Raw genomic sequence first — 18121 nt, forward strand, 5'->3', positions numbered from 1 at the left:
CTCGTCAAGCGTCAGGGAAATCGGTCAGCGCCTGTTCGGCCTCCCCCACCGCGGCCTTCAGCCGAGCCGCGAAGAACCCCACCCGGTCCGGCCCGAAGCGGGCCGAGGGGGCCGAGATCGACAGGGCGGCCAGGGCGGCGCCGTTCCCGTTGCGCAGGGTCGCGCCGATGGCGGAGACGCCGCGTTCCGTGCCGTCGATGTTGAGCGCGTAGCCGCGGGCCCTGACGTCGTCGAGCTCGCGGGTCAGGGTCGCGCGCTCGTGGTCGGAAAGGTCGGGGTAGAGGTCGCGGAGCTGGTCGGGGGGCAGGGTGGCGAGCAGGACCTTGCCGCCGGAGGCCCGGCGGGCGGGCAGGATCGTGCCGCGGCGGTCGCCGACGTGCAGGATCTGCGACGACTCCACGCTGTCCAGGAAGCGCACCTCCGTACCGACCCGGAGCATGAGGTTCACGGTCTCCGCGGCCCGCGCGCACAGGGCCTCCATCGCGGGCCTGACCCGGGCGCGCAGCTCGCGCAGGACCGCCCCGCCCGCGCCGGCCTGCGTCGAAGTGAGGAACGGCCCCGGCAGGTACGTGTGCTGCTCGTCCTGCACGGCGAAGTCGCGGTAGACGAGCATGGCCAGCAGGCGGTGGGCGGTCGAGCGGGCGATGCCCAGCTCCCTGGCGACGTCGGCGACCTTGAGGCGGCCCTGGTCGCGCAGCATGTGCAGGAGCAGCAGCACGTTGTCGACGGAGCCCAGGGCGTAGGCGGGCCTGTTCTTCATAGCAGAATGCTAGTGCCGTATGCAGAATCACCTCCTAGCGTGGGCTCCATGAACCCAGAGGAGAGGCTCTACGCCGACTTCGCGGCGGAAGACCTCATTCCGTTGTGGACGCAGGTCGGCGATCTGATGCCGGAGCACCCGAAGCCGAAGGCGCGGCCGCACGTGTGGGAGTGGAAGACGCTCTACCCGCTGGCCGAGCGGGCCGGCGAGCTGGTGCCGGTCGGGCGCGGCGGGGAGCGGCGGGCCATCGCGCTGGCCAACCCCGGGCTGGGCGGGATGCCGTACGCGACGCCGACCCTCTGGGCGGCCATCCAGTACCTGGGGCCGCGCGAGGTCGCCCCCGAGCACCGCCACACCCAGAACGCCTTCCGCTTCGTCGTCGAGGGCGAGGGTGTCTGGACCGTCGTGAACGGCGACCCGGTCGCCATGCGGCGCGGCGACTTCCTGCTGACTCCCGGCTGGCACTTCCACGGGCACCACAACACCACCGACGCGCCCATGGCCTGGATCGACGGGCTGGACATCCCGCTCGTGCACTACACCGACACCTCGTTCTTCGAGTTCGGCCCCGACCAGGTCACCGACGTGACGACGCCGAGCGTGTCGCGTTCGGAACGGCTGTGGGCGCACCCCGGGCTGCGCCCCGTCTCGGCGCCGCAAGCCACGCCCAGCTCGCCGATCGCCGCGTACCGCTGGGAGCACACCGACCGGGCGCTGGACGAGCAGCTGGCGCTGGAGGACGAGGGCCACCCCGGGACCGTCGAGCCCGGCCACGCCGCCGTCCGCTACACCAACCCCACCACCGGCGGCGACGTCATGCCGACGATCAGGGCCGAGTTCCACCGGCTGCGGGCGGGGACCGCGACGGCCGCGCGGAGAGAGGTGGGGTCGTCGGTGTACCAGGTGTTCGACGGTGAGGGGTTCGTGACCCTCGACGGCGCGGAGCGGCGGCTGTCGCGCGGCGACCTCGTCGTGGTGCCGTCGTGGTGCGCGTGGTCGTTCCGCGCCGAGACCCGTTTCGACCTGTTCCGTTTCGCTGACACGCCCGTTTTCGAGGGCCTGCGTCAATATCGAGAGGAGTTCGTGTGAGGCTCGCGACGCTGCGGCTGCCGAACCGTACGACCGCCGCCAGGATCGACGGCGACCTTGCCGTGGAGGTCGGCGCGCCCGACGTCGGGGCGCTGCTGGCCGATCCGCGCTGGCGGGAGGTGGCGGCCGCCGCCGACGGGCCCCGGCATCCCCTGTCCACGGCCGACCTCGCCCCCGTCGTCCCCCGGCCGGGGAAGATCGTCTGCGTGGGGCTCAACTACCGCAACCACATCCTGGAGATGGGGCGGGAGCTGCCGGAGCATCCGACGCTGTTCGCCAAGTTCGCCGAGGCGCTGGTGGGGCCGTACGACGACATCGCGCTGCCCGCCGTCTCCGACGCCGTCGACTGGGAGGCCGAGCTGGCGGTGATCATCGGCACGGCGGCCCGGAACGTGTCGCCCGAGCAGGCGGCGGCCTCCATCGCCGGCTACTCCGTGATCAACGACGTGACCGCCCGCGACTACCAGTACCGCACGCTGCAGTGGCTCCAGGGCAAGACCTTCGAGTCGAGCACGCCGTTCGGGCCGTACCTCGTCACCCCGGACGAGCTGGAGGGCGTGACGATGACCATGCAGTGCGAGGTGGACGGCGAGGTGGTGCAGGAGACGGACACGTCCGACCTGGTGTTCGGCCCGGCCGAGCTGATCTCGTACGTGTCGCGGATCATCACGCTCCAGCCCGGGGACGTCATCGCCACCGGCACGCCCGGAGGCGTCGGCCACGCCCGCAAGCCTCCTCGCTACCTCGCCGACGGGAACAAGGTCGTGACCCGGATCGCGGGCCTCGGCGAGCTGGTCAACGTGGCACGCCGAGATGCCTGACCTGGGCTGGATGGACGCCGGCACCGCGTACTTCGAGGCGCAGGTACGCGGTGCCGACCTCGGACGGCCGAGCCGGCTGCCCGGGTGGTCGGGACGGCACGTGGTGGCGCACGTCGCCGCGAACGCCCGCGCTCTCGGCAGGCTGGTGCATTGGGCGCGTACGGGTGAGGAGCGTCCGATGTACGCCTCGGCCGAGGCTCGTGACGCCGAGATCGAGGACCTGGCCGCCCGGCTGGACGCCGCCGCGCTGGAGAGCCTGGCCAGGGAGACGTCCGAGGAGCTGCGCGACGCCCTGGACGAGTTGTCCGGGGACCGGTGGGACACCCGGGTGCGGACCGCTCAGGGGCGGCTCGTGCCCGCGTCCGAGGTGGTGTGGCTGCGGACCCGCGAGGTGTGGGTGCACGGCGTGGACCTGGGCGGGCGGTTCGAGGATCTGCCGGGCGAGCTGGTGGACGCGCTGGTCACGGATGTGACGGCGCTGTGGGCGAGGCGCGGTGAGGAGCCCGCGATGGTCCTGCGCCCCACCGACCGCCCCACCACCTGGCCGTCCGATGGGGACGGCCTGCCGGAGGTGCGGGGGACGGCCGCCGAGCTGGCCGCCTGGGTCACCGGGCGCGGCCCCGCCCCCGACCCCGCCGCCCCCGCCATCGGCCGCTGGCTCTGAAGGCTCGGGCTCTGAAGGCTCGGGCTCTGAAGGCTCGGGCCGGGCGCGGGTGTCGTCGGTGGAGAGGAGGGCTCGTGGTCGAGGTGGTCGTCGTCGGAGGCGGCATCGGCGGGCTGGCGGCCGCCTTCGCGCAGGCGAGGGCCGGGCGGACGGTCCGGGTGCTGGAGCGGTCGGCCGAGTTCGGCGAGGTGGGCGCCGGATTGCAGCTCGGCCCCAACGCCACCCGTGTGCTCCACCGCTGGGGCCTGCTGGACCAGGTGATCGAGAGGGGTGTGCTCCCCCGGCGGCTGGTCTTCAGGGACGCCCTGACCGGCGAGGAGCTCACCCACCTCGACCTGGGCGAGGGGTTCCGGCACCGCTACGGCGGGCCCTACGTGGTGGCGCACCGCGGCGACCTGCACGCCGTCCTCCTGCGGGCCTGCGCGGCCGCGGGCGTGGAGCTGCTGAACGGCCGGCACGTCGAGCGGGTGGACGCCGGACGCGCCAGGGCCCATTGCGCGGACGGCGAGGTGCACGAGGGTGACGTGGTGGTCGCGGCGGACGGCCTGCAGTCGGTCCTGCGGGCACAGCTCGTCGCCGACCAACCCCACGATTCCGGATTTGTCGCTTATAGGGGCACCCGTCCGCTCCCCGGGGACTTCGATGTCTCCGACGTGGTCGCGTACCTGGGCCCCGGCTGCCACTTCGTCCAGTACGCCCTGCGCGGCGGCGAGCTGCTCAACCAGGTGGCCGTCTTCCGCGGCCCCGGCGACCTGGAGGCGGCCTTCGACGGCTGCTGCGACGCGATCGGCAAGGGCCTGCCGTACCTGTGGCGCGAGCGCCACTGGCCCATGCTCGACCGCCCGCCCGTCGGCACCTGGGTGCGGGGCAGGCTCGCCCTCCTGGGGGACGCCGCCCACCCCATGCTCCAGTACCTGGCCCAGGGCGCCTGCCAGGCCATCGAGGACGCCCACGAGCTGGCCGAGCAGTCGGCGGCCGGCGACTGGGACCGGGCGCTGGCCGCGTACCAGGAGATCCGCGTGCCGAGGACGGCGCGCGTGCAGACGACGGCGCGGCTGTGGGGCGACATCTGGCACGTGGACGGCGTGGCCCGGGTGCTGCGCAACGAGCTGTTCCGGACCAGGGACCTGGCCGCCCACGACTACGTCGACTGGCTGTATGGGGGGTGAAGCGTGACGGGGCCGTCCGGGGTGTGGACGGTCAGCGCGTCGCCGGAGACCGACACGCGCGGATCGGCCGCGCCCGGCACGATCACGGTCAGCACACTCGGGGCGGCGGGGGACACGACGGTCGCCACCTCGGCGGTCCGCAGGTAACCGGTCGAGACCAGCCCGGGACGCACCCCCAGCCCCGCCCCCGGGAGCTGCAGCAGCGTCACCCGCCAGTCCCCGTCCCCGAGCACCACCCGGCCGTCACCCCGGGAGACCACCTGCAGCGACGGGTCGAAGTGCCACAGGCTGCGCAGGGTCCCGACCTCGACGGAGTCGTGCACGGCCAGCAGGTCGGGCCCGTGGTTGACGAGGACGCGCCGGGTCCTGGTCGCCCCGTAGGCGTCGTCGGCCAGCTCGAAGGACTGGCGCGACGGCTCGACGGACGATCCGGCGAGCCGCGTGGCCGTCCCCGGGCGGAAGGTCCCGGCCACGACGGGCACGTTGTGCGCCTCGGGCGAGCGCGTCCACTCCACGTACCCGGTGCGCTCGTAGGAGTGGAACCCGGCCTCGACGAGGATCCGGCGGCCCTGGGCGCTGTAGGTGACGCCGAGATGGTCCTCGTGCCCGTGCAGCCGCCGCCCGGGCCCGAACCTGATCGAGTAGAACGCGGACCGCGGGTCGTCCCAGGCGGTCCTGCCGAAGACGTACCCGCCGTCGAACACCCGCACCACCGGCCCCTCGTGCGGAAAGCCGTCGGCGCGGGTGTCGGCCGGGCTGTCGCCGATCGGGGCGAGGCGGCCGTCGGGCTGGGTGGCGTGCGCGACGTACGCCTCCAGCGCGGCCCGCCGGGCGATGAGCCGCTGGGGTGGTGCGGCGCCGCTCTCGGCGATCGCCCGCAGCGCCGTGCCGAGTCGCCGGTGCACGTACAGGCCGTAGCGGGGGGCCTGCTCCTGGAGCACCCCCTGGCTGTCGATGGCCAGCTCGGCGGAGGCGGTCATCCTGCGGATGGCCAGATCGCGCCAGCGTGCCCGGCCGAGCCGGCAGCCGACGACGAGCAGCCCGATGTCCTGGTCCAGGCCGTGGTTGTGGCCCGCGCGGTAGAGCGACGAGTCGGCCAGGATCTCCCCGTGCTCGGCGAGGCTGCTCCACAGTGCCCGGCTCCGCGCGTGCTCGCTGAGGCACACGAGCGCGGGGGCGCGTAACGCGACCGCGTGCTCGGCCCACGCCCACGGGCTGACCCCGCGGCCGCCGTGCGGGTTCTCGCGGATCCAGTGCTCGGCCAGGGTGCTCGCGCGGTCGAGGTACGCGGGCTCGCCCGAGCGCTCGTACTCGGCGACCAGCCGGCCCATCCAGCGCAGCGCGTGCAGGTTCAGCGCCCAGGAGCGGTTGCCGTGCGGGTTCGCGGTCCAGTCGACGTCCGTGCCCAGCTCGACCGGCGGCAGGCCGACGAACGTGACCTGCCCGCGCATCACCTCCTCCACCTTGATCAAGGGAAACTGGTCGCTCAGGCAGATGGCTTTGCCCGAGATCGCACGCCAGAACACGTCGGGACTCCTGTTTCAGGGCGCGCGAAACCCACGCGCCGGCGTCGGAATGCTCTAGCGGGGACCCCGGTCGGTCCAGCCCGCCTCGATCACGCGCTCCGTGCCCGGGGACGGCCCGTCGTCGGTGCGGGAGAGCACCTGCGAGGTCGCCGGGTCGATGACGAGCGTCCGCTGGGTGCCGTCGGGCAGCGCGTACGAGAACGCCTCACCGCGGTCGCGCTCGCCCAGGTAACGGACCTCGGGCAGGTCGGCGAGCGCGCGGTAGGCGGCGGCGCGCACGGCGGGCGGGGACGGCTTGGTCCACAGCAGGCCGCTGAGCGCGTCGGCGAGCAGGCCCTTGGACGGCAGCATGCCCGCCACCCGCTCCCTGAGCGCGTCCGGGTCCGTGGGAAGGCTCTCGATCTGCTGGAACGTCAGGTCACGCCCCGCCATGCTGAACGCCGACCGTCCCTTGACCTGCGTGATCCGGCCCTGTTCCAGGGTCCACGCCCGGCCGTCCCTGGCCGCCCAGAGCCCGACCACCTGGGACCCGTCCCGGACCTTCTTGATGTGCCAGTACGTCCCGTCCGGAACGTGGCCGGACGCGGCGGTGCCGGCCGCCGCCAGCAGCACGGAACGTCCGGAGGGTGCCGATTGATGGATCACGAACGCCGCCGCCAGGGCCGTCGCCACGGCGGGGAGCACCAGCCACGACAGCCGCCTGCGCCTGCGTGCCGCCATCACCCGCCGCCACACCCTGGCCTGGGCGTCCGGGTCTGGTCGCGGCCGGCCGTACAGGTCTTTGATGTGCTCCATCTCATCCACGGACGAACACCTCGATCTCGCCGAGCAGGGCGCGCAGCTTCTTCCTGGCCCGGTTCAGGCGGGACCCGACGGTGCCGTACGGGATGCCGAGCGCGGTGGCGATCTCGTCGTGGCTCAGCCCGGCGAGCGCGACGAGCAGCAGGACGTCGCGGTCGCGGCGGTCGAGCTCGGCCAGGGCGGCGGCCAGTTCGGGGCGCAGGCTCTGAGCGCTGACGCGGCGGGCGACCGAGTCCTCGTGCCCGGGGTACTCGGGGTCGGGGGCGCAGCGGCCGAGCGCGCGCAGGGTGCGGGCCTCGAGGCGGCGGTGCTTGCCGATGAGGTTCGTGGCGATGCCGTACAGCCAGGCGCGCACGTTCGCGCGGGCCGGGTCGTACCGCGCCCGCTTGCGGAACGCGGTGAGGAACGTCTCGGCCACGACGTCCTCGGCGTGGTCGGGGCCGAGCCGCTGGGCGACGTAGGTGTGGATCTCGCCGAAGTGGGCCCCGAACACCGCGGCGAAACCGTCGGCGTCGTCGAGAACGTTCGGCGGCGAGCTGCGCGTCCCCCCGTGGACGTGCGCGCGAGCCGTCCATGCCGCCGGCGTCGCGATGGTCTCCCCCGTCATGCGCTGCCTTCCGGTGAATCAGTGGTCATCTCTTATCACCCGATGCACCGGTTTGCTTTCACGCTCTCATTCCAGAAATCGGCGGACGTCGGCGATCTCGGCGTCGAGCAGGCCGTCCGGCAGCTCGTCGAACGGCTCGACGCTCGCCCGCGCGCCCTTGCGCCCCCACACGCCCCTGATCACACCGCCCACCAGCACGACCGGCCGCAGGACGCCTCCCCCCGGGAACACCTTCCTGGCGTGCTCGGCGGCCAGGATCGGGTCGCGGCTGCGCCAGCCCATCAGGTACTCGTCGAAGGCGGGCGCGAGGCGGGCCACCGGCTCCTCCTCTGTGCTGGCGGGCGGTGGAGGGGCGGCGCTCAGGCGCCAGGCCGTGCGGGCCTCGCCGAGCGGCAGGCCCGACCAGGCGGCCAGGTCCTCGGGCTCGGCGGGCCGGTGGGCGCGGCGGTAGCGGGCGCCCAGCTCCTTGAGCGCGCGGTCCCGGTCGGGCTCGGGGGTGATCGGGGCACCCAGCCAGTCGGCGGCGTGCACGTACGTGGGCTTGCCCGCGCGGAGCGGGCCCAGCACGGCCAGGCCGTGGTGGGCGGCCAGCCCCACCAGGTGCACGACGCCCTGGCCGGTGGCCCGGCCCGCCAGGCGCTCCTCCAGGTCGGCCTTGGTGAGCGGGCCCTGGCCTTCGAGGGCGCCCGCGATGAGCCCGAGCAGGTCGTCGCCGGTGACGCCTTCCTCGTGGAGGCGGCGCAGGGTGTTCGTGGCGCGGGCGGTGAGGGCGTGCAGCCAGGGCAGGTCGTCGGCGTGCGCGAAATGGAGGGTGCCGCGCGGGCCCCAGGTTCTGACGATCTCGCGGGAGGTCACCGCGGCCTCGATGTCCTGCCTGGTGAGGGTGGCGGAGCGGGCGCGGAAGGCGAGCAGGGCGGAGGGGACGTCCTGGGCCTGCATCGCCGCCAGATGTCTGACGATCTCGCCGGCCGCCAGGCCCGGGGGGCGGTGCAGGAGCTGGGACTCCACGCTTCTCATGGTCACCGTCATCTCAGCAGGAGGCGATTGCGCAGGCGGGTGGTCAGGGGGGTTCTGGCGCGTACGGCTCTGCGGATGGCGTCGCTGCGCTGCCAGGCCGCGGTGGCGGCGTCCTCGGTGATGGCGTCCGGGGCGTACCGGACGAAGTTCGAAATTTCAGCCAATGGCTGGATGTGAGTGGAAATATCGCCCAAGCCTGCCTGTCCGGCGACGACGTCCGCCGCCGTCAGAGCGTACCGGCCCCTCAGCCCCAGGTCGTCGCAGGTCTGCCGCCACGCGCCGAGCACCCGCTGCTCGGGCCCCTCGGCCCGGCGGCGCTTGCGCCTGCGCCACCCCGGCAGGGCCACCACCACCCCGGCGTACGCCACCAGCAGCGCCCCGCCCGCCACCGACGCGATCAGCCAGATCGCCGGGCCGTTCGACGACTCCTGGCCGTCCCCCGTGGCCTGCGGCCGGGAGGTCTTCGGCCGGTCGCTCCCGCCCTGGGTGAACTCGCCCTCCAGCTCCTCGCTCTCCTCGATGGCCGAGGACACGACGTCATGGTCGTCCTTGGCGCCGCTGCGGCCCGGCGTGGGGTAGAACGGCCGCCAGCCGAGCCGGTCGAACTTGATCTCCGCCCACACCATCACATGGCCAGATTTAACGTGATAAATCCCGCCGGACGCCTGACCCGGCCTGAACCCCACCACCACCCGCGACGGCAGCCCGAGCGTCCTGGCCATGAGCGCGAACGTGGTCGCGAACTGCTCCGACGTCCCCCGGTGCGTGGTCTGCAGGAAGAACTCCAGCCCCTTGAGCGAGTGCCCCGGCGGCGCGGTGACGTCGTAACTGGCGTTGGTGCGCAGGTACTTCTGCAGCCGGTACGCCCGCGTGATCGGCGCGGTCGCGCCCTTGGTGGCCTCCTGGGCGAGCTTGCGGAACAGCCGCTGCTGCGGCCCGGCCGGGAACGCGGTCAGCCCCGGGTCGGCGGCGGGCGTGGCGTCGAGCAGCTCCTGTTTGGACGGCCGGGGCACCTTCGAGGTCACCTCGTAGCTGAACCCCTTGGCGGGCTTGGCACCGGCCAGCAGCGCGCCGCTCTCGGGGTCCACCACCAGCCCCCGCACGCCCTCGACCCGCTCCGGCCGCTCGGCCGCGGGCAGCCAGGTGCCCGGGAGCCCGTCGAACGTCACCTTCTGATGGACGACGTCCGCCTTGCCCGTCCAGTCCGCCTCGGGCACCCGGCCGCCGGTGGGCTGGAACCGGGCTCCGGAGGTCCATCGGACGCCGTCGTACCGGTCGAGCACGGCCAGCCGCCAGTTGAGCGGTTTGTCGGCCTTGACGGTGAACAGTTCCCTGTCGGGGATCTGCAGCCACGCCGAGACCCGGTCCAGCGGGCTGACGCTGTCGACGCGCCGCGGCGGAGGGAGGTCGGCGTCCTGCCGCGGGTTGTACGGCTGCGCGGCGATGGGCAGCAGCGGGCCCACGACCAGCGCCAGCGCGGCCAGCGCGGCGGCGGCCGGCAACCCGGCCAGGAGCCAGAGCGGGGAACGGTCGTCGCGCAGCAGGGCCAGCGCGGCGATCAGCACGAACAGCGCGCCCGCCACGGGGACGTTCGAGCCCTCGCCGTCCACGCCCAGCACGAGCGCCGTGCCGTAGACGACCAGCGCCGGGACGGCGGCGGCGATCCTGGTGCGGGTGCGGGCCAGCGTCTCGGCGCCGATGACGGCGGCCGCCCAGACGAGGGTGTGGACGAGGACGAGGAGGTGCGGCTCGGGCTGGGCGGGGAGGAGAGTGGTGAGCAGGGCGTGCCAGGAGTTCGCCACGTCGGCGAACACACCCGGGTTCGCGGCCTGGTAGAGCAGGACGGTGCCGGCGAACCAGAGGATGACGTCCAGGAGCAGGGCCAGCCAGAGGGGGCGGCGGCCGAGGGTCGCGGCGACGACGGCGGGGGCGATGGCCGCGGGGATCACGGCGGTCAGCAGCTCGGTGCCCGGGAACACCCGATGGAACCCCCACCCGGCCACCCCGGCGACGGCCGCGACCAGCGCCGCCCCCGCCATCCGCCGCCACAACGCCCCACCGGCCACACCCCCGGACGGCACGCTGCCCGCTCGTCCTCCGGCCGCCTCGCCAGGCGTGGCCGCGTCCGGCGCGCGCCCGTGCCGGCGGCCGCGCCTGGGGGTCTGGGTGGTCATCGGGATCCCCAGGCGAGCGGGAGCGCGTCCAGGGAGCCGATCGGCAGGACCGCCACCCCGGGGACCGCGACTGCCCCAGGGCCGACGTAGACGCAGATGACACGGTCGAAGCGGCGGCGCACCCCTGCGACCCGCCCCGCCTCCGCCGGGTCCGAGGTGACCAGGACCAGGGAGCCGCCACCCCTGGCCAGGCGCGTCGGCTCCGCGACGCCGCCCGTGCCCGTCGACACCAGGGCCAGGCGGTCCAGCACCGTCTCAGGGTCCTTGGCGTCCGGTACGGGCCCGTCGCCGGTGACGAGGCGTACCGGGAAGCCCGCCGTGGCGGCGGCGAGCGCGACCGAGGCGGCGGCGTCCACGGCCAGCTCCGTGAGGTCGCGGGTGTCCAGGACGACAGTGGTGGTGGGGAGGCTGGCGTCGATGAGCTGGCGGACCATGAGCGTCCCGGTGCGGGCGCTCGACCGCCAGTGGACGTGCCGCAGGTCGTCGCCGACGACGTACTCGCGCAGGGTGTGGAAGGTGACCGTGCCGCTGGGGGCGTTGTCGCTGGTGGGGCCCTCCAGGTGGTGGGCCCGGCCGGACGGGGGGACGGGGAGGGCGACCGTGCGGGGCCGTACCAGGAGGGTGACGGGCGAGCCGTACGCTCTGACGCGGCGCGTGAGCCCGAACGGGTCGGCCCGGACGAGCAGCAGCGGCCCCACCGGGATCTCGCCGCGGGCGTCCGTCGGCAGCGGGTACGACACCGTGCGGACGGCCCCCTTCGGCAGCCTGGGCAGGTCGACGGTGTGCTCCGCCGCGCCGATCCGGTCCTGGGCGCGCAGGCCGGACAGGCCCCGGCGGCCGAGGTTGGTCACGTTCAGGACGGCGACGGCGGCGTCCCCGCGCGGCACCTTCAGGGGCGTGACCTCGCGCCGCACCTCCAGCCTGGGCCTGGGGGCGGTCCACGCGAGCGCGGCGGCCAGCGCGAGCAGGCCGCCGGTCGCCAGCACGACGGGCTCGGGATAACCGAGCGCGAACCCCGCCGCGTACAGCGCGAGGGACCCGGCGAGGGTCCCCCAGCCCAGCGGGGTCAGCACCGCGGTGAGCCGCTGCCAGGGAGCCGGTGGCGGGGTGGGCACCTACGCCGCCTGCGGCACCGGCATCCCGGCGAGGATCTCGCCGAGCGCGGCCGCGGCGGTGACCTCGCGCAGCTCGGCCTCGGGCGTGAGGATCAGCCGGTGCGCCAGCACGGGCGCGGCCAGCGCCTTCACGTCCTCCGGCACGACGTAGTGCCGGCCGGCCGCGGCGGCCCTGACCCTGGACGCGCGCAGCAACGCCAGGCTGCCCCGGGGGCTGGCCCCGAGCCGCAGGTGAGGGCTGGTACGGGTGGCCGAGCACAGCGCGACGATGTAGTCGTACACGGCATCGGCCACGTGGATCCGGGAGGCGAAGTCGATCATCCCGGCCACGTCCGACGACCGCGCCACCACCGGCAGCCGCTCGACCTGCGGCCCCGTCGGCATGCCCTTGAGCACCTCCACCTCGGAGACGTGGTCGGGGTAGCCGACGGAGATCTTCATCAGGAAGCGGTCGAGCTGGGCCTCGGGCAGCGGGTACGTGCCGTCCATGTCGACCGGGTTCTGCGTGGCCACCACCATGAACGGCCTGGGCACCGGATGCGGCTCGGCGTCCACCGTGACCCTGCGCTCCTCCATGACCTCCAGCAGCGCGGCCTGGGTCTTCGGCGAGGCGCGGTTGATCTCGTCGGCGAGCACGATGTTCGCGAAGACGGGCCCGTGGTGGAACTCGAACTTCTGGTGCGCCTGGTTGAAGATCGACACGCCGGTGATGTCGCTGGGCAGCAGGTCAGGCGTGAACTGGATGCGCCGCCACTCGGCGTCCACGCTGGCCGCGAGCGACCTGGCCAGCGTGGTCTTGCCGGTGCCGGGCACGTCCTCGACGAGCAGGTGCCCCTCCGAGAACAGGCTGATCAGCGCCAGCTCGATCGCCTCGTGCTTGCCCCGGATGATGCGCTCGATGTTGCCGGCGAGCAGCTGGAAGCGCTGCGCGAACTGCCCGGCCAGCTGCGCGCTCTGCTGCGGCTGCTGCTGGTAGGACTGCTCCAGCCCCTGCTGCTGGTACGGCTGCACGGTCTGCTCGAACTGGTCCTGATAGTTGTACTGGGTCAACTGAGCCCCCCTCCTCAGTCGGTGCACTCGAAGAGCGGCCCCTCGGGGAAGCCGCCGTCCGGAGTCGCCACCAGAGTGTCGCTGAGCCACCCGTTCCCGTACTGCGTTTCAACTTTGTTCCAAATGTCACTGGTGCTGCCGTCTTGCGACTCGGCGACAGACTGGCCCTTGACCTGGCAGATCACGGTCACCGTGATGTACTGGTCCTTCGGGATCTTTCCCACGTTGTCGTCGCCGTTCTTGGCGGGGGTGGGCCGGATCAGGGTGTTGGTCTGGGCGTTGTTCTTGTTCTTGTACTGCTGCCTCGGGTAGGCCAGGTCCACCTCGGTCGTGGCCACGTCGGGGCTCTCCCCCGCCGCGTTCCTGGCCTTGAGCTTGAACGCGTGCTTCTGGTTGTTCTTCAGCCCGTCCACCGTGAACGACGTGCCCTTGATGCCGTTGTCGGTCGCCGCGCCGGTCAGCTCGTACGTGACGCCGTCGTCGGCGTTCTCGGGGGCGCTCCAGCTCAGCTCGGCGCCCCGGTTCTTGGCCTTGGCGGCGAAGCCGGTCGGCGAGCCGGGCGCCACGCAGGGCTTGGCCCCGGCGCTGGGCTGGGACTCGACCTCGCCGCCCGCCCAGTGCGCGACCACCACGAACGTGTACTCGTTCGCGCAGTCCCCGCCCGTGAACTCGAACTGGAACGGCCCGTTCGCGTCCACCGACTGCGGCACGGACCGGCCGGCGCCGGACGAGGTCTTCAGGGTGTACCGCTCGACCTTGCCGCCGGTGGCCGGGCTGAAGGTCACCGTCACCTTGCCGGGCCCGGACCTGGCGCTGACGGCGCCGGGCGCGGACGGCGCGCTGGGCGACGGGGTCGGCGTGGGCGACCTGGTGGGCTCGCGGCTCGGGGTCGGCGTGGGCTCGGCCTCGCGGGTCGGCTCGGCCTCACGGGTCTCCGTGGGGCGCGGCTCCGTCCTCGTGGGTACGGGGTCGGGCCGGGCGTCCGTCTTGGACGGGTCAGGGCGCGGCGTCTGCTTGGGCTTGGGCGTGCTGGTCGGTCCCGGTACGTCGGAGTCGTCCTTGTCGACGTCGTGCTTGCGGCCCTCGGGGTCGATGACGACCGCCTTGTCGCCGTTCTCGTCGTTGGCCCAGAGCAGGCCGTCCTTGACGAACACGTCCACCGGGCCCGGCGCCTGGGCCACCTGGAGCGTGGTGGGCCGGCCGCCGGCCGCGCTGTCCCAGACGATGAGAGAACCCTTGCCCTGGTCGGGCACGTACACCTTGCTGCCGAGCACCTGCGGCACCCCGAGCTTGGCGGCGTCCTGCGACTCGAACTTGGTGCTCAGCACCGAGTTGGACGAGGTGTCGATCACGACGAGCAGCCCCGAGCCGCCGGGCGTGAGGATCGGGACCAGCGGGCCTTCCGTCGTGGCCGGGGTGAGCGCGCCGCCCTTGGCGGCCTGGGCCACGCCCTTGGGCAGGGTGATCTCGCCGACCCCGCCGTCCGCGCCGATGACCGTGGCGGTGGCGGCCCGGCTGTTGACCACGACGGGCAGGCCGCCGGCGATCGTGATCGCCAGCTCCTCGCCCGGCTCGCCGACCTTGAGCGGGCTCGCCGCGGCGCCGTTCGACACCGGTACGACCTGGCCCTTCGCGGTCACGGGGACCCACAGGCGGCCGCCGCCGTCGATGCGGGCCGCGCCGAGCGGTCCGGGGAGGGTGATCGGGGCGCCGACGGAGTTGAGCGTGGCCGGGTCGATCCGCTGGACCTTGCCGGAGGCCGGGTCCACCGCGTACCCGGTGTCGCCGGACACCGCGATCTGCAGGCCGGCCGCGCCGAGGTCGCGGGTCTGGGAGACCGTGAGCTGGCTGGGTTCGACGCGGCTGACGTAGCCGGTGGCGTCGTCGACGAGCAGCACGTTGCCGCCGTCCTGCACGACGCGCAGCTGCCGGCCGGCCTTGTCGCCGAGGTAGCCGTCGACCTCGCCGGACAGGCCGTTGACGTGCACGATCTTGCCCTTGGCCCGGGTCCAGAGCCAGGCGCCGACATCGGCCAGCTTCGGGTTGGCGCTGGACACGCCCACGCCGAACCACGCCGCCGCGGCCACCAGGACCACGGCGGCCACCCCGGCGATCACGGCCGTGCTTCGGTCACCTCGGAGCATGCGCAACTGCACGCGTAACTCACCCCGTATGTACGATTACAGAGCGTTTGCCCCCGTATTATCGGGCATCACACTAGCGCTCACCGGTCGCTTGTGCGTATGTACCGGCTGGTAGGGCTCGTGAGGTGGTTGTGGTGTGCCGAGACTGTCGGCGCGAAGCCGTACCTTAGTGCCCGTGTCCGAACAGCCCCTGACCCTCGACGCCGTCCTCACCGACGAGGCGGTCCTGTCGACCTACCGCCGGATGTTCGCCGCGCTGGCGCGCGACAGCGGCGCGGTCGTCGACGACCCCGCCCTGGTCGACATCGCCGAGACGCTGTTCTCGGCGTTCGCGGAGGCGGGCGAGGAGTGGATGACGCACGAGCAGATGCGCTTCGTGTGCCGGGCCTATCCGGGCGACCAGTTCGACAACCGGCTGCGGGTGCTCAAGGGGCTCGGGGCGATCCGCGAGGTGTTCCCCAAGCCCAACCAGCTGCGTTACCGGGCGTCGTTCACGAGCGTGGTCGGGCTGATGTTCATCCGGCGGATGATGTCCGACGGCGGGCAGTCGGAGATGCACCGGCTGCTGGCGCTCGAAGACCTCAACGTCGCCGACCCCCGCACGACGATGGAGGAGGCCAGGCAGAGCGCGGTCAACCTGGCGCGGGCGTTCCGGCTGTGGGCGCTGGAGCTGATCACGCTCACCACGGGCACCATCGAGGAGCTGCGCGAGCAGGCGCCCAAGCTGTGGGGCACCGAGGAGATCGCCCGGCGCGCGCAGGGGCTGCACGGCACCATCCTGACCCGATGGCCGGAGCTCGACCGGGTCTGCACCGACCTGCGGGCGGCCATCTACGCCTACAGCGACGCCTCCCGCCGCGCCGCCGGACGCCTGGCCGACTCGGCGGGCACCACCCGCAACCTGACGTTGCTGCCCACGGAGACGTGGCGCACGTTCTCGCAGACCGCGTCGCGGGAGCAGCTGGCGGCGGTGCTCGACGGGTTCGTGTTCGACGTGCCCGCGCCGTGGCACGATCCGGCCGCCATCGCCCGCGCCGTGGACGAGGCCCCGCGCCCGGCTCCCGCCCAGCCCACTCCCCCGCGCTCCAACCTCCCCGACCCCGGTCCCGGCGACTCGCTCGACACCTCGCTCAGCGCGGCCATGGAGCGGCTGCGGGAGGTGGCGGAGTCGCTGCTGGGCGGCGCCCCGCAGGTGGCACTGGCCGACGTGCTGGGCTCCGACTGGCCCTCGGCGCGTCGCGTGCTGGCCGACCTGACGACCGTGGACCTGCGGCCTGAGCTGCCTTACCGGCTGAGGTGGTCCGACGGGATCTCGATCGACCCGGACCGCGAGCCGACCTGGCTCTCCCAGGGCTACTTGGAGCGCACCTGATGCCCACCCCGAACCACCCGGACCCCACCCACCCGGAAGCGGCCGAGCCGGACGCTCCTGCGCTCTCGGCGGGCGACGCCCCGGCCGTACGGACCGAGCCCCGGCCCGCCGACCACCCGGCACCGCATACCCCGGAGACGCCGCACCCCTCGGAGGCGGGCACGTCGGCGCGCGGGCACGACGGCGCCCGTGCGGGGGCTCGTTCGAAGGGCGTGGCGAAGGCGCGGGCTCGGGCGGGTGCCATTGACGGGCCCGCCGCGCATGTGCGGGTGCGCTCGGGTGGGCCGCTGTGGCTGGCGGCCGGGGAGCCCGCGCCGCCGGGCATGGCGCGGCTGACGCGACCCGACTCCACCGGCCAGGCTCTGCCGGTGTGGCCCGACGGGGTGACGCCGTCGCTGCTGGAGGAGTACCAGGTGTCGCCCGTTCCGGTGGAGCGGTCCGGCGAGACCAGGCGGGTGCTGGCGGCGGTGCTCAAGTGCTGCTGGACCGACCTGTCCGTGGACCCGTGGCCTGGTGAGCCCGCGCCCGTGGAGCTGGTGCTCGACACGTACCGGGCGCTGATCGGCCGCGCCGACGACCTGATGCGCAACTGGGCGATCGGCGCGATGCGGCGCCTGCACGACTCGGCGTGGGTCGTCGTGGACGACGGCGTGGTCACCCTCGGCCCGCGCTGCGCGCTGTGGCCGGTCGAGTCGCACGCGCAGTTGCAGGAGCTGGTCCGCCGCCTGCCCGAGCCCGAACGTCCCGAGCTCACCGTGGTCGGCGACGCCGACATCGTGGCCGCCGCCCACCCGGCCGCACCCGTCCCCGACCCGGACGCGGAGCTCGGGGGGCGGATCGAGGGCGGGTCCGCGGAGTTCGACGACCTGCTGGGGGCTTATGACGAGCGGCGACGGGCTGAGCTGGTGGCGGCGTTCATGGTGGTGGAGCACGCCGCCGAGCCGGTGCAGGAGGTCCGCTTCGCCGCCCTGCGCGACCCGGCGCTGCGCCATACGGTGAGCGAGATGCTGGCCAGGCGCGGCCGTACGCTGATCCAGCACCGCGACCGCTGGACCTCCGGCTACGACGACACCCGAGCCGCCACCCTCACGACGTCCGCACCCGAGGCCCCGCACAAGGACACGCACGAGATCCCGCCCGGGGCCCGGCGCGAGGTCCCGGGCGAAGCCGCGCACGGGGCTTCTGACGGTGCCGGCTCGGCTCCGGTGGAGAGTCCCGCGAGCCCGGCCGTCGCCAGTGAGGGGGACGCCACCCGCGTGGCCGTCGCCAGAGCGGCGAGCGCCGCGGGCGTGGCCATCTCCGGGGAAGCGGGCGCGGCTGTCGTCGGGGAGGCGGGCGAGGGTGGCGTTCGGGCGGGCGGTGGCGATCCGGTGGCCGTGCGGGCGGTGGCTCCCGGCGTTCGGTCCGCTGTCCCGGCGGGCCCGCGGCTGGGGGTGAGCGAGCGGGCCGTGCTGACGCTCGTCCTGGTGCACTCCGTCGCCATCCCGAGGGCCGAGGGGCTGTTGCCCGAGGACTCGTGGTTGTCGCCGCACCCCACGCCGGTGGACGAGCTGCGCCGCCACACCCAGCTACCGATCGGCGAGCTGGAGGCGGCGCTGCGGACGTTGCGGCACGCGGGGCTGATAGGGCAGGTCAAGGCCGGTGAGGAGGCGGGCGGTTACGTGCCGGGGCCGCAGTTCCACCGGCTCACTCCGGCGGCCCGGCGGCGGTTGCAGGAGGAGCTGATCCTGGCGGCCGGGCCCAACACGCCGCTGGCGGCCGCTGTACGAGCCCGAAGATCGGCGAAGTGACCGCGACGGCACACAGATTCAG

General features: G+C 73.7%; 14 protein-coding genes and 1 pseudogene. 6 read left to right on the top strand and 9 right to left on the bottom strand.

Features of this window, described 5'->3' with window-relative positions:
- Positions 1–4 precede the first annotated feature (4 nt).
- Positions 5–760, bottom strand: coding sequence for an IclR family transcriptional regulator (locus tag AB0L65_RS01080; RefSeq protein ID WP_364239222.1), 756 nt, complete (start codon positions 758–760; stop codon positions 5–7).
- Positions 761–847: 87 nt separating this feature from the next.
- On the opposite strand from AB0L65_RS01080, the pseudogene AB0L65_RS01085 reads away from it, so the two are divergent.
- The 4 genes and pseudogenes from AB0L65_RS01085 to AB0L65_RS01100 all read left to right on the top strand — a co-directional run.
- Positions 848–1849, top strand: a pseudogene (locus AB0L65_RS01085) (cupin domain-containing protein); the annotation flags it as partial.
- Positions 1846–2670 carry a fumarylacetoacetate hydrolase family protein gene (locus AB0L65_RS01090; protein ID WP_364239224.1) on the top strand — a complete coding sequence of 275 codons (825 nt, stop codon included), beginning with the start codon at positions 1846–1848 and terminating at the stop codon, positions 2668–2670. The pseudogene AB0L65_RS01085 and the gene AB0L65_RS01090, both read left to right, overlap by 4 nt.
- Positions 2663–3334, top strand: a complete 672-nt coding sequence (locus tag AB0L65_RS01095) for a maleylpyruvate isomerase family mycothiol-dependent enzyme (protein WP_364239225.1) — start codon at positions 2663–2665, stop codon at positions 3332–3334. Before AB0L65_RS01090 ends, AB0L65_RS01095 begins: the two co-directional genes overlap by 8 nt.
- Positions 3335–3408: 74 nt before the next feature.
- Positions 3409–4503, top strand: a complete 1095-nt coding sequence (locus tag AB0L65_RS01100; protein ID WP_364239227.1) for an FAD-dependent monooxygenase — start codon at positions 3409–3411, stop codon at positions 4501–4503.
- Here AB0L65_RS01100 and AB0L65_RS01105 read toward each other — a convergent pair.
- The 8 genes from AB0L65_RS01105 to AB0L65_RS01140 all read right to left on the bottom strand — a co-directional run bounded on the left by AB0L65_RS01105 (position 4476) and on the right by AB0L65_RS01140 (position 14937).
- Complete coding sequence (locus AB0L65_RS01105; RefSeq protein ID WP_364239228.1) at positions 4476–6029, bottom strand: heparinase II/III family protein; 1554 nt, start codon at positions 6027–6029, stop codon at positions 4476–4478. The genes AB0L65_RS01100 and AB0L65_RS01105 overlap by 28 nt on opposite strands.
- A 54-nt stretch (positions 6030–6083) precedes the next feature.
- Complete coding sequence (locus tag AB0L65_RS01110) at positions 6084–6833, bottom strand: hypothetical protein (protein WP_364239230.1); 750 nt, start codon at positions 6831–6833, stop codon at positions 6084–6086.
- Positions 6826–7437: an RNA polymerase sigma factor gene (locus AB0L65_RS01115; RefSeq protein WP_364239232.1), complete on the bottom strand. Its 612-nt coding sequence runs from the start codon at positions 7435–7437 to the stop codon at positions 6826–6828. The genes AB0L65_RS01110 and AB0L65_RS01115 overlap by 8 nt, the downstream gene beginning before the upstream one ends.
- Positions 7438–7503: 66 nt before the next feature.
- Positions 7504–8445, bottom strand: a complete 942-nt coding sequence (locus tag AB0L65_RS01120; protein ID WP_364239234.1) for a winged helix DNA-binding domain-containing protein — start codon at positions 8443–8445, stop codon at positions 7504–7506.
- Between the two features lie 17 nt (positions 8446–8462).
- Positions 8463–10628: a DUF3488 and transglutaminase-like domain-containing protein gene (locus AB0L65_RS01125; protein WP_364239235.1), complete on the bottom strand. Its 2166-nt coding sequence runs from the start codon at positions 10626–10628 to the stop codon at positions 8463–8465.
- Entirely contained in the window at positions 10625–11743 is a 1119-nt protein-coding gene (locus tag AB0L65_RS01130) for a DUF58 domain-containing protein (RefSeq protein WP_364239237.1), read from the bottom strand. Before AB0L65_RS01130 ends, AB0L65_RS01125 begins: the two co-directional genes overlap by 4 nt.
- Positions 11744–12793: a MoxR family ATPase gene (locus AB0L65_RS01135; RefSeq protein ID WP_364239239.1), complete on the bottom strand. Its 1050-nt coding sequence runs from the start codon at positions 12791–12793 to the stop codon at positions 11744–11746. It abuts the gene before it with no gap.
- Positions 12794–12807: 14 nt separating this feature from the next.
- On the bottom strand, positions 12808–14937 hold the full coding sequence (locus tag AB0L65_RS01140; RefSeq protein ID WP_364239241.1) for a hypothetical protein: 2130 nt from the start codon (positions 14935–14937) through the stop codon (positions 12808–12810).
- A gap of 175 nt (positions 14938–15112) precedes the next feature.
- On the opposite strand from AB0L65_RS01140, the gene AB0L65_RS01145 reads away from it, so the two are divergent.
- A complete protein-coding gene (locus tag AB0L65_RS01145) occupies positions 15113–16309 on the top strand; it encodes a hypothetical protein (protein ID WP_364239243.1) in 1197 nt (398 codons plus the stop codon).
- Positions 16309–18099 (top strand): hypothetical protein, encoded by a 1791-nt coding sequence (locus tag AB0L65_RS01150; protein WP_364239245.1) that lies wholly within the window; start codon positions 16309–16311, stop codon positions 18097–18099. Before AB0L65_RS01145 ends, AB0L65_RS01150 begins: the two co-directional genes overlap by 1 nt.
- Positions 18100–18121: the final 22 nt, after the last annotated feature.

Source organism: Nonomuraea sp. NPDC052116, assembly GCF_040680035.1.
GTDB lineage: Bacteria > Actinomycetota > Actinomycetes > Streptosporangiales > Streptosporangiaceae > Nonomuraea > Nonomuraea angiospora_A.

Excerpts from the sequence above, each read along its gene's own strand:
- AB0L65_RS01095 (WP_364239225.1), top strand. The coding sequence starts at position 2,663 with ATGCCTGACCTGGGCTGGATGGACGCCGGCACCGCGTACTTCGAGGCG.
- AB0L65_RS01140 (WP_364239241.1), bottom strand. The coding sequence starts at position 14,937 with ATGCTCCGAGGTGACCGAAGCACGGCCGTGATCGCCGGGGTGGCCGCC.
- AB0L65_RS01115 (WP_364239232.1), bottom strand. The coding sequence starts at position 7,437 with ATGACGGGGGAGACCATCGCGACGCCGGCGGCATGGACGGCTCGCGCG.
- AB0L65_RS01150 (WP_364239245.1), top strand. The coding sequence starts at position 16,309 with ATGCCCACCCCGAACCACCCGGACCCCACCCACCCGGAAGCGGCCGAG.
- AB0L65_RS01080 (WP_364239222.1), bottom strand. The coding sequence starts at position 760 with ATGAAGAACAGGCCCGCCTACGCCCTGGGCTCCGTCGACAACGTGCTG.
- AB0L65_RS01125 (WP_364239235.1), bottom strand. The coding sequence starts at position 10,628 with ATGACCACCCAGACCCCCAGGCGCGGCCGCCGGCACGGGCGCGCGCCG.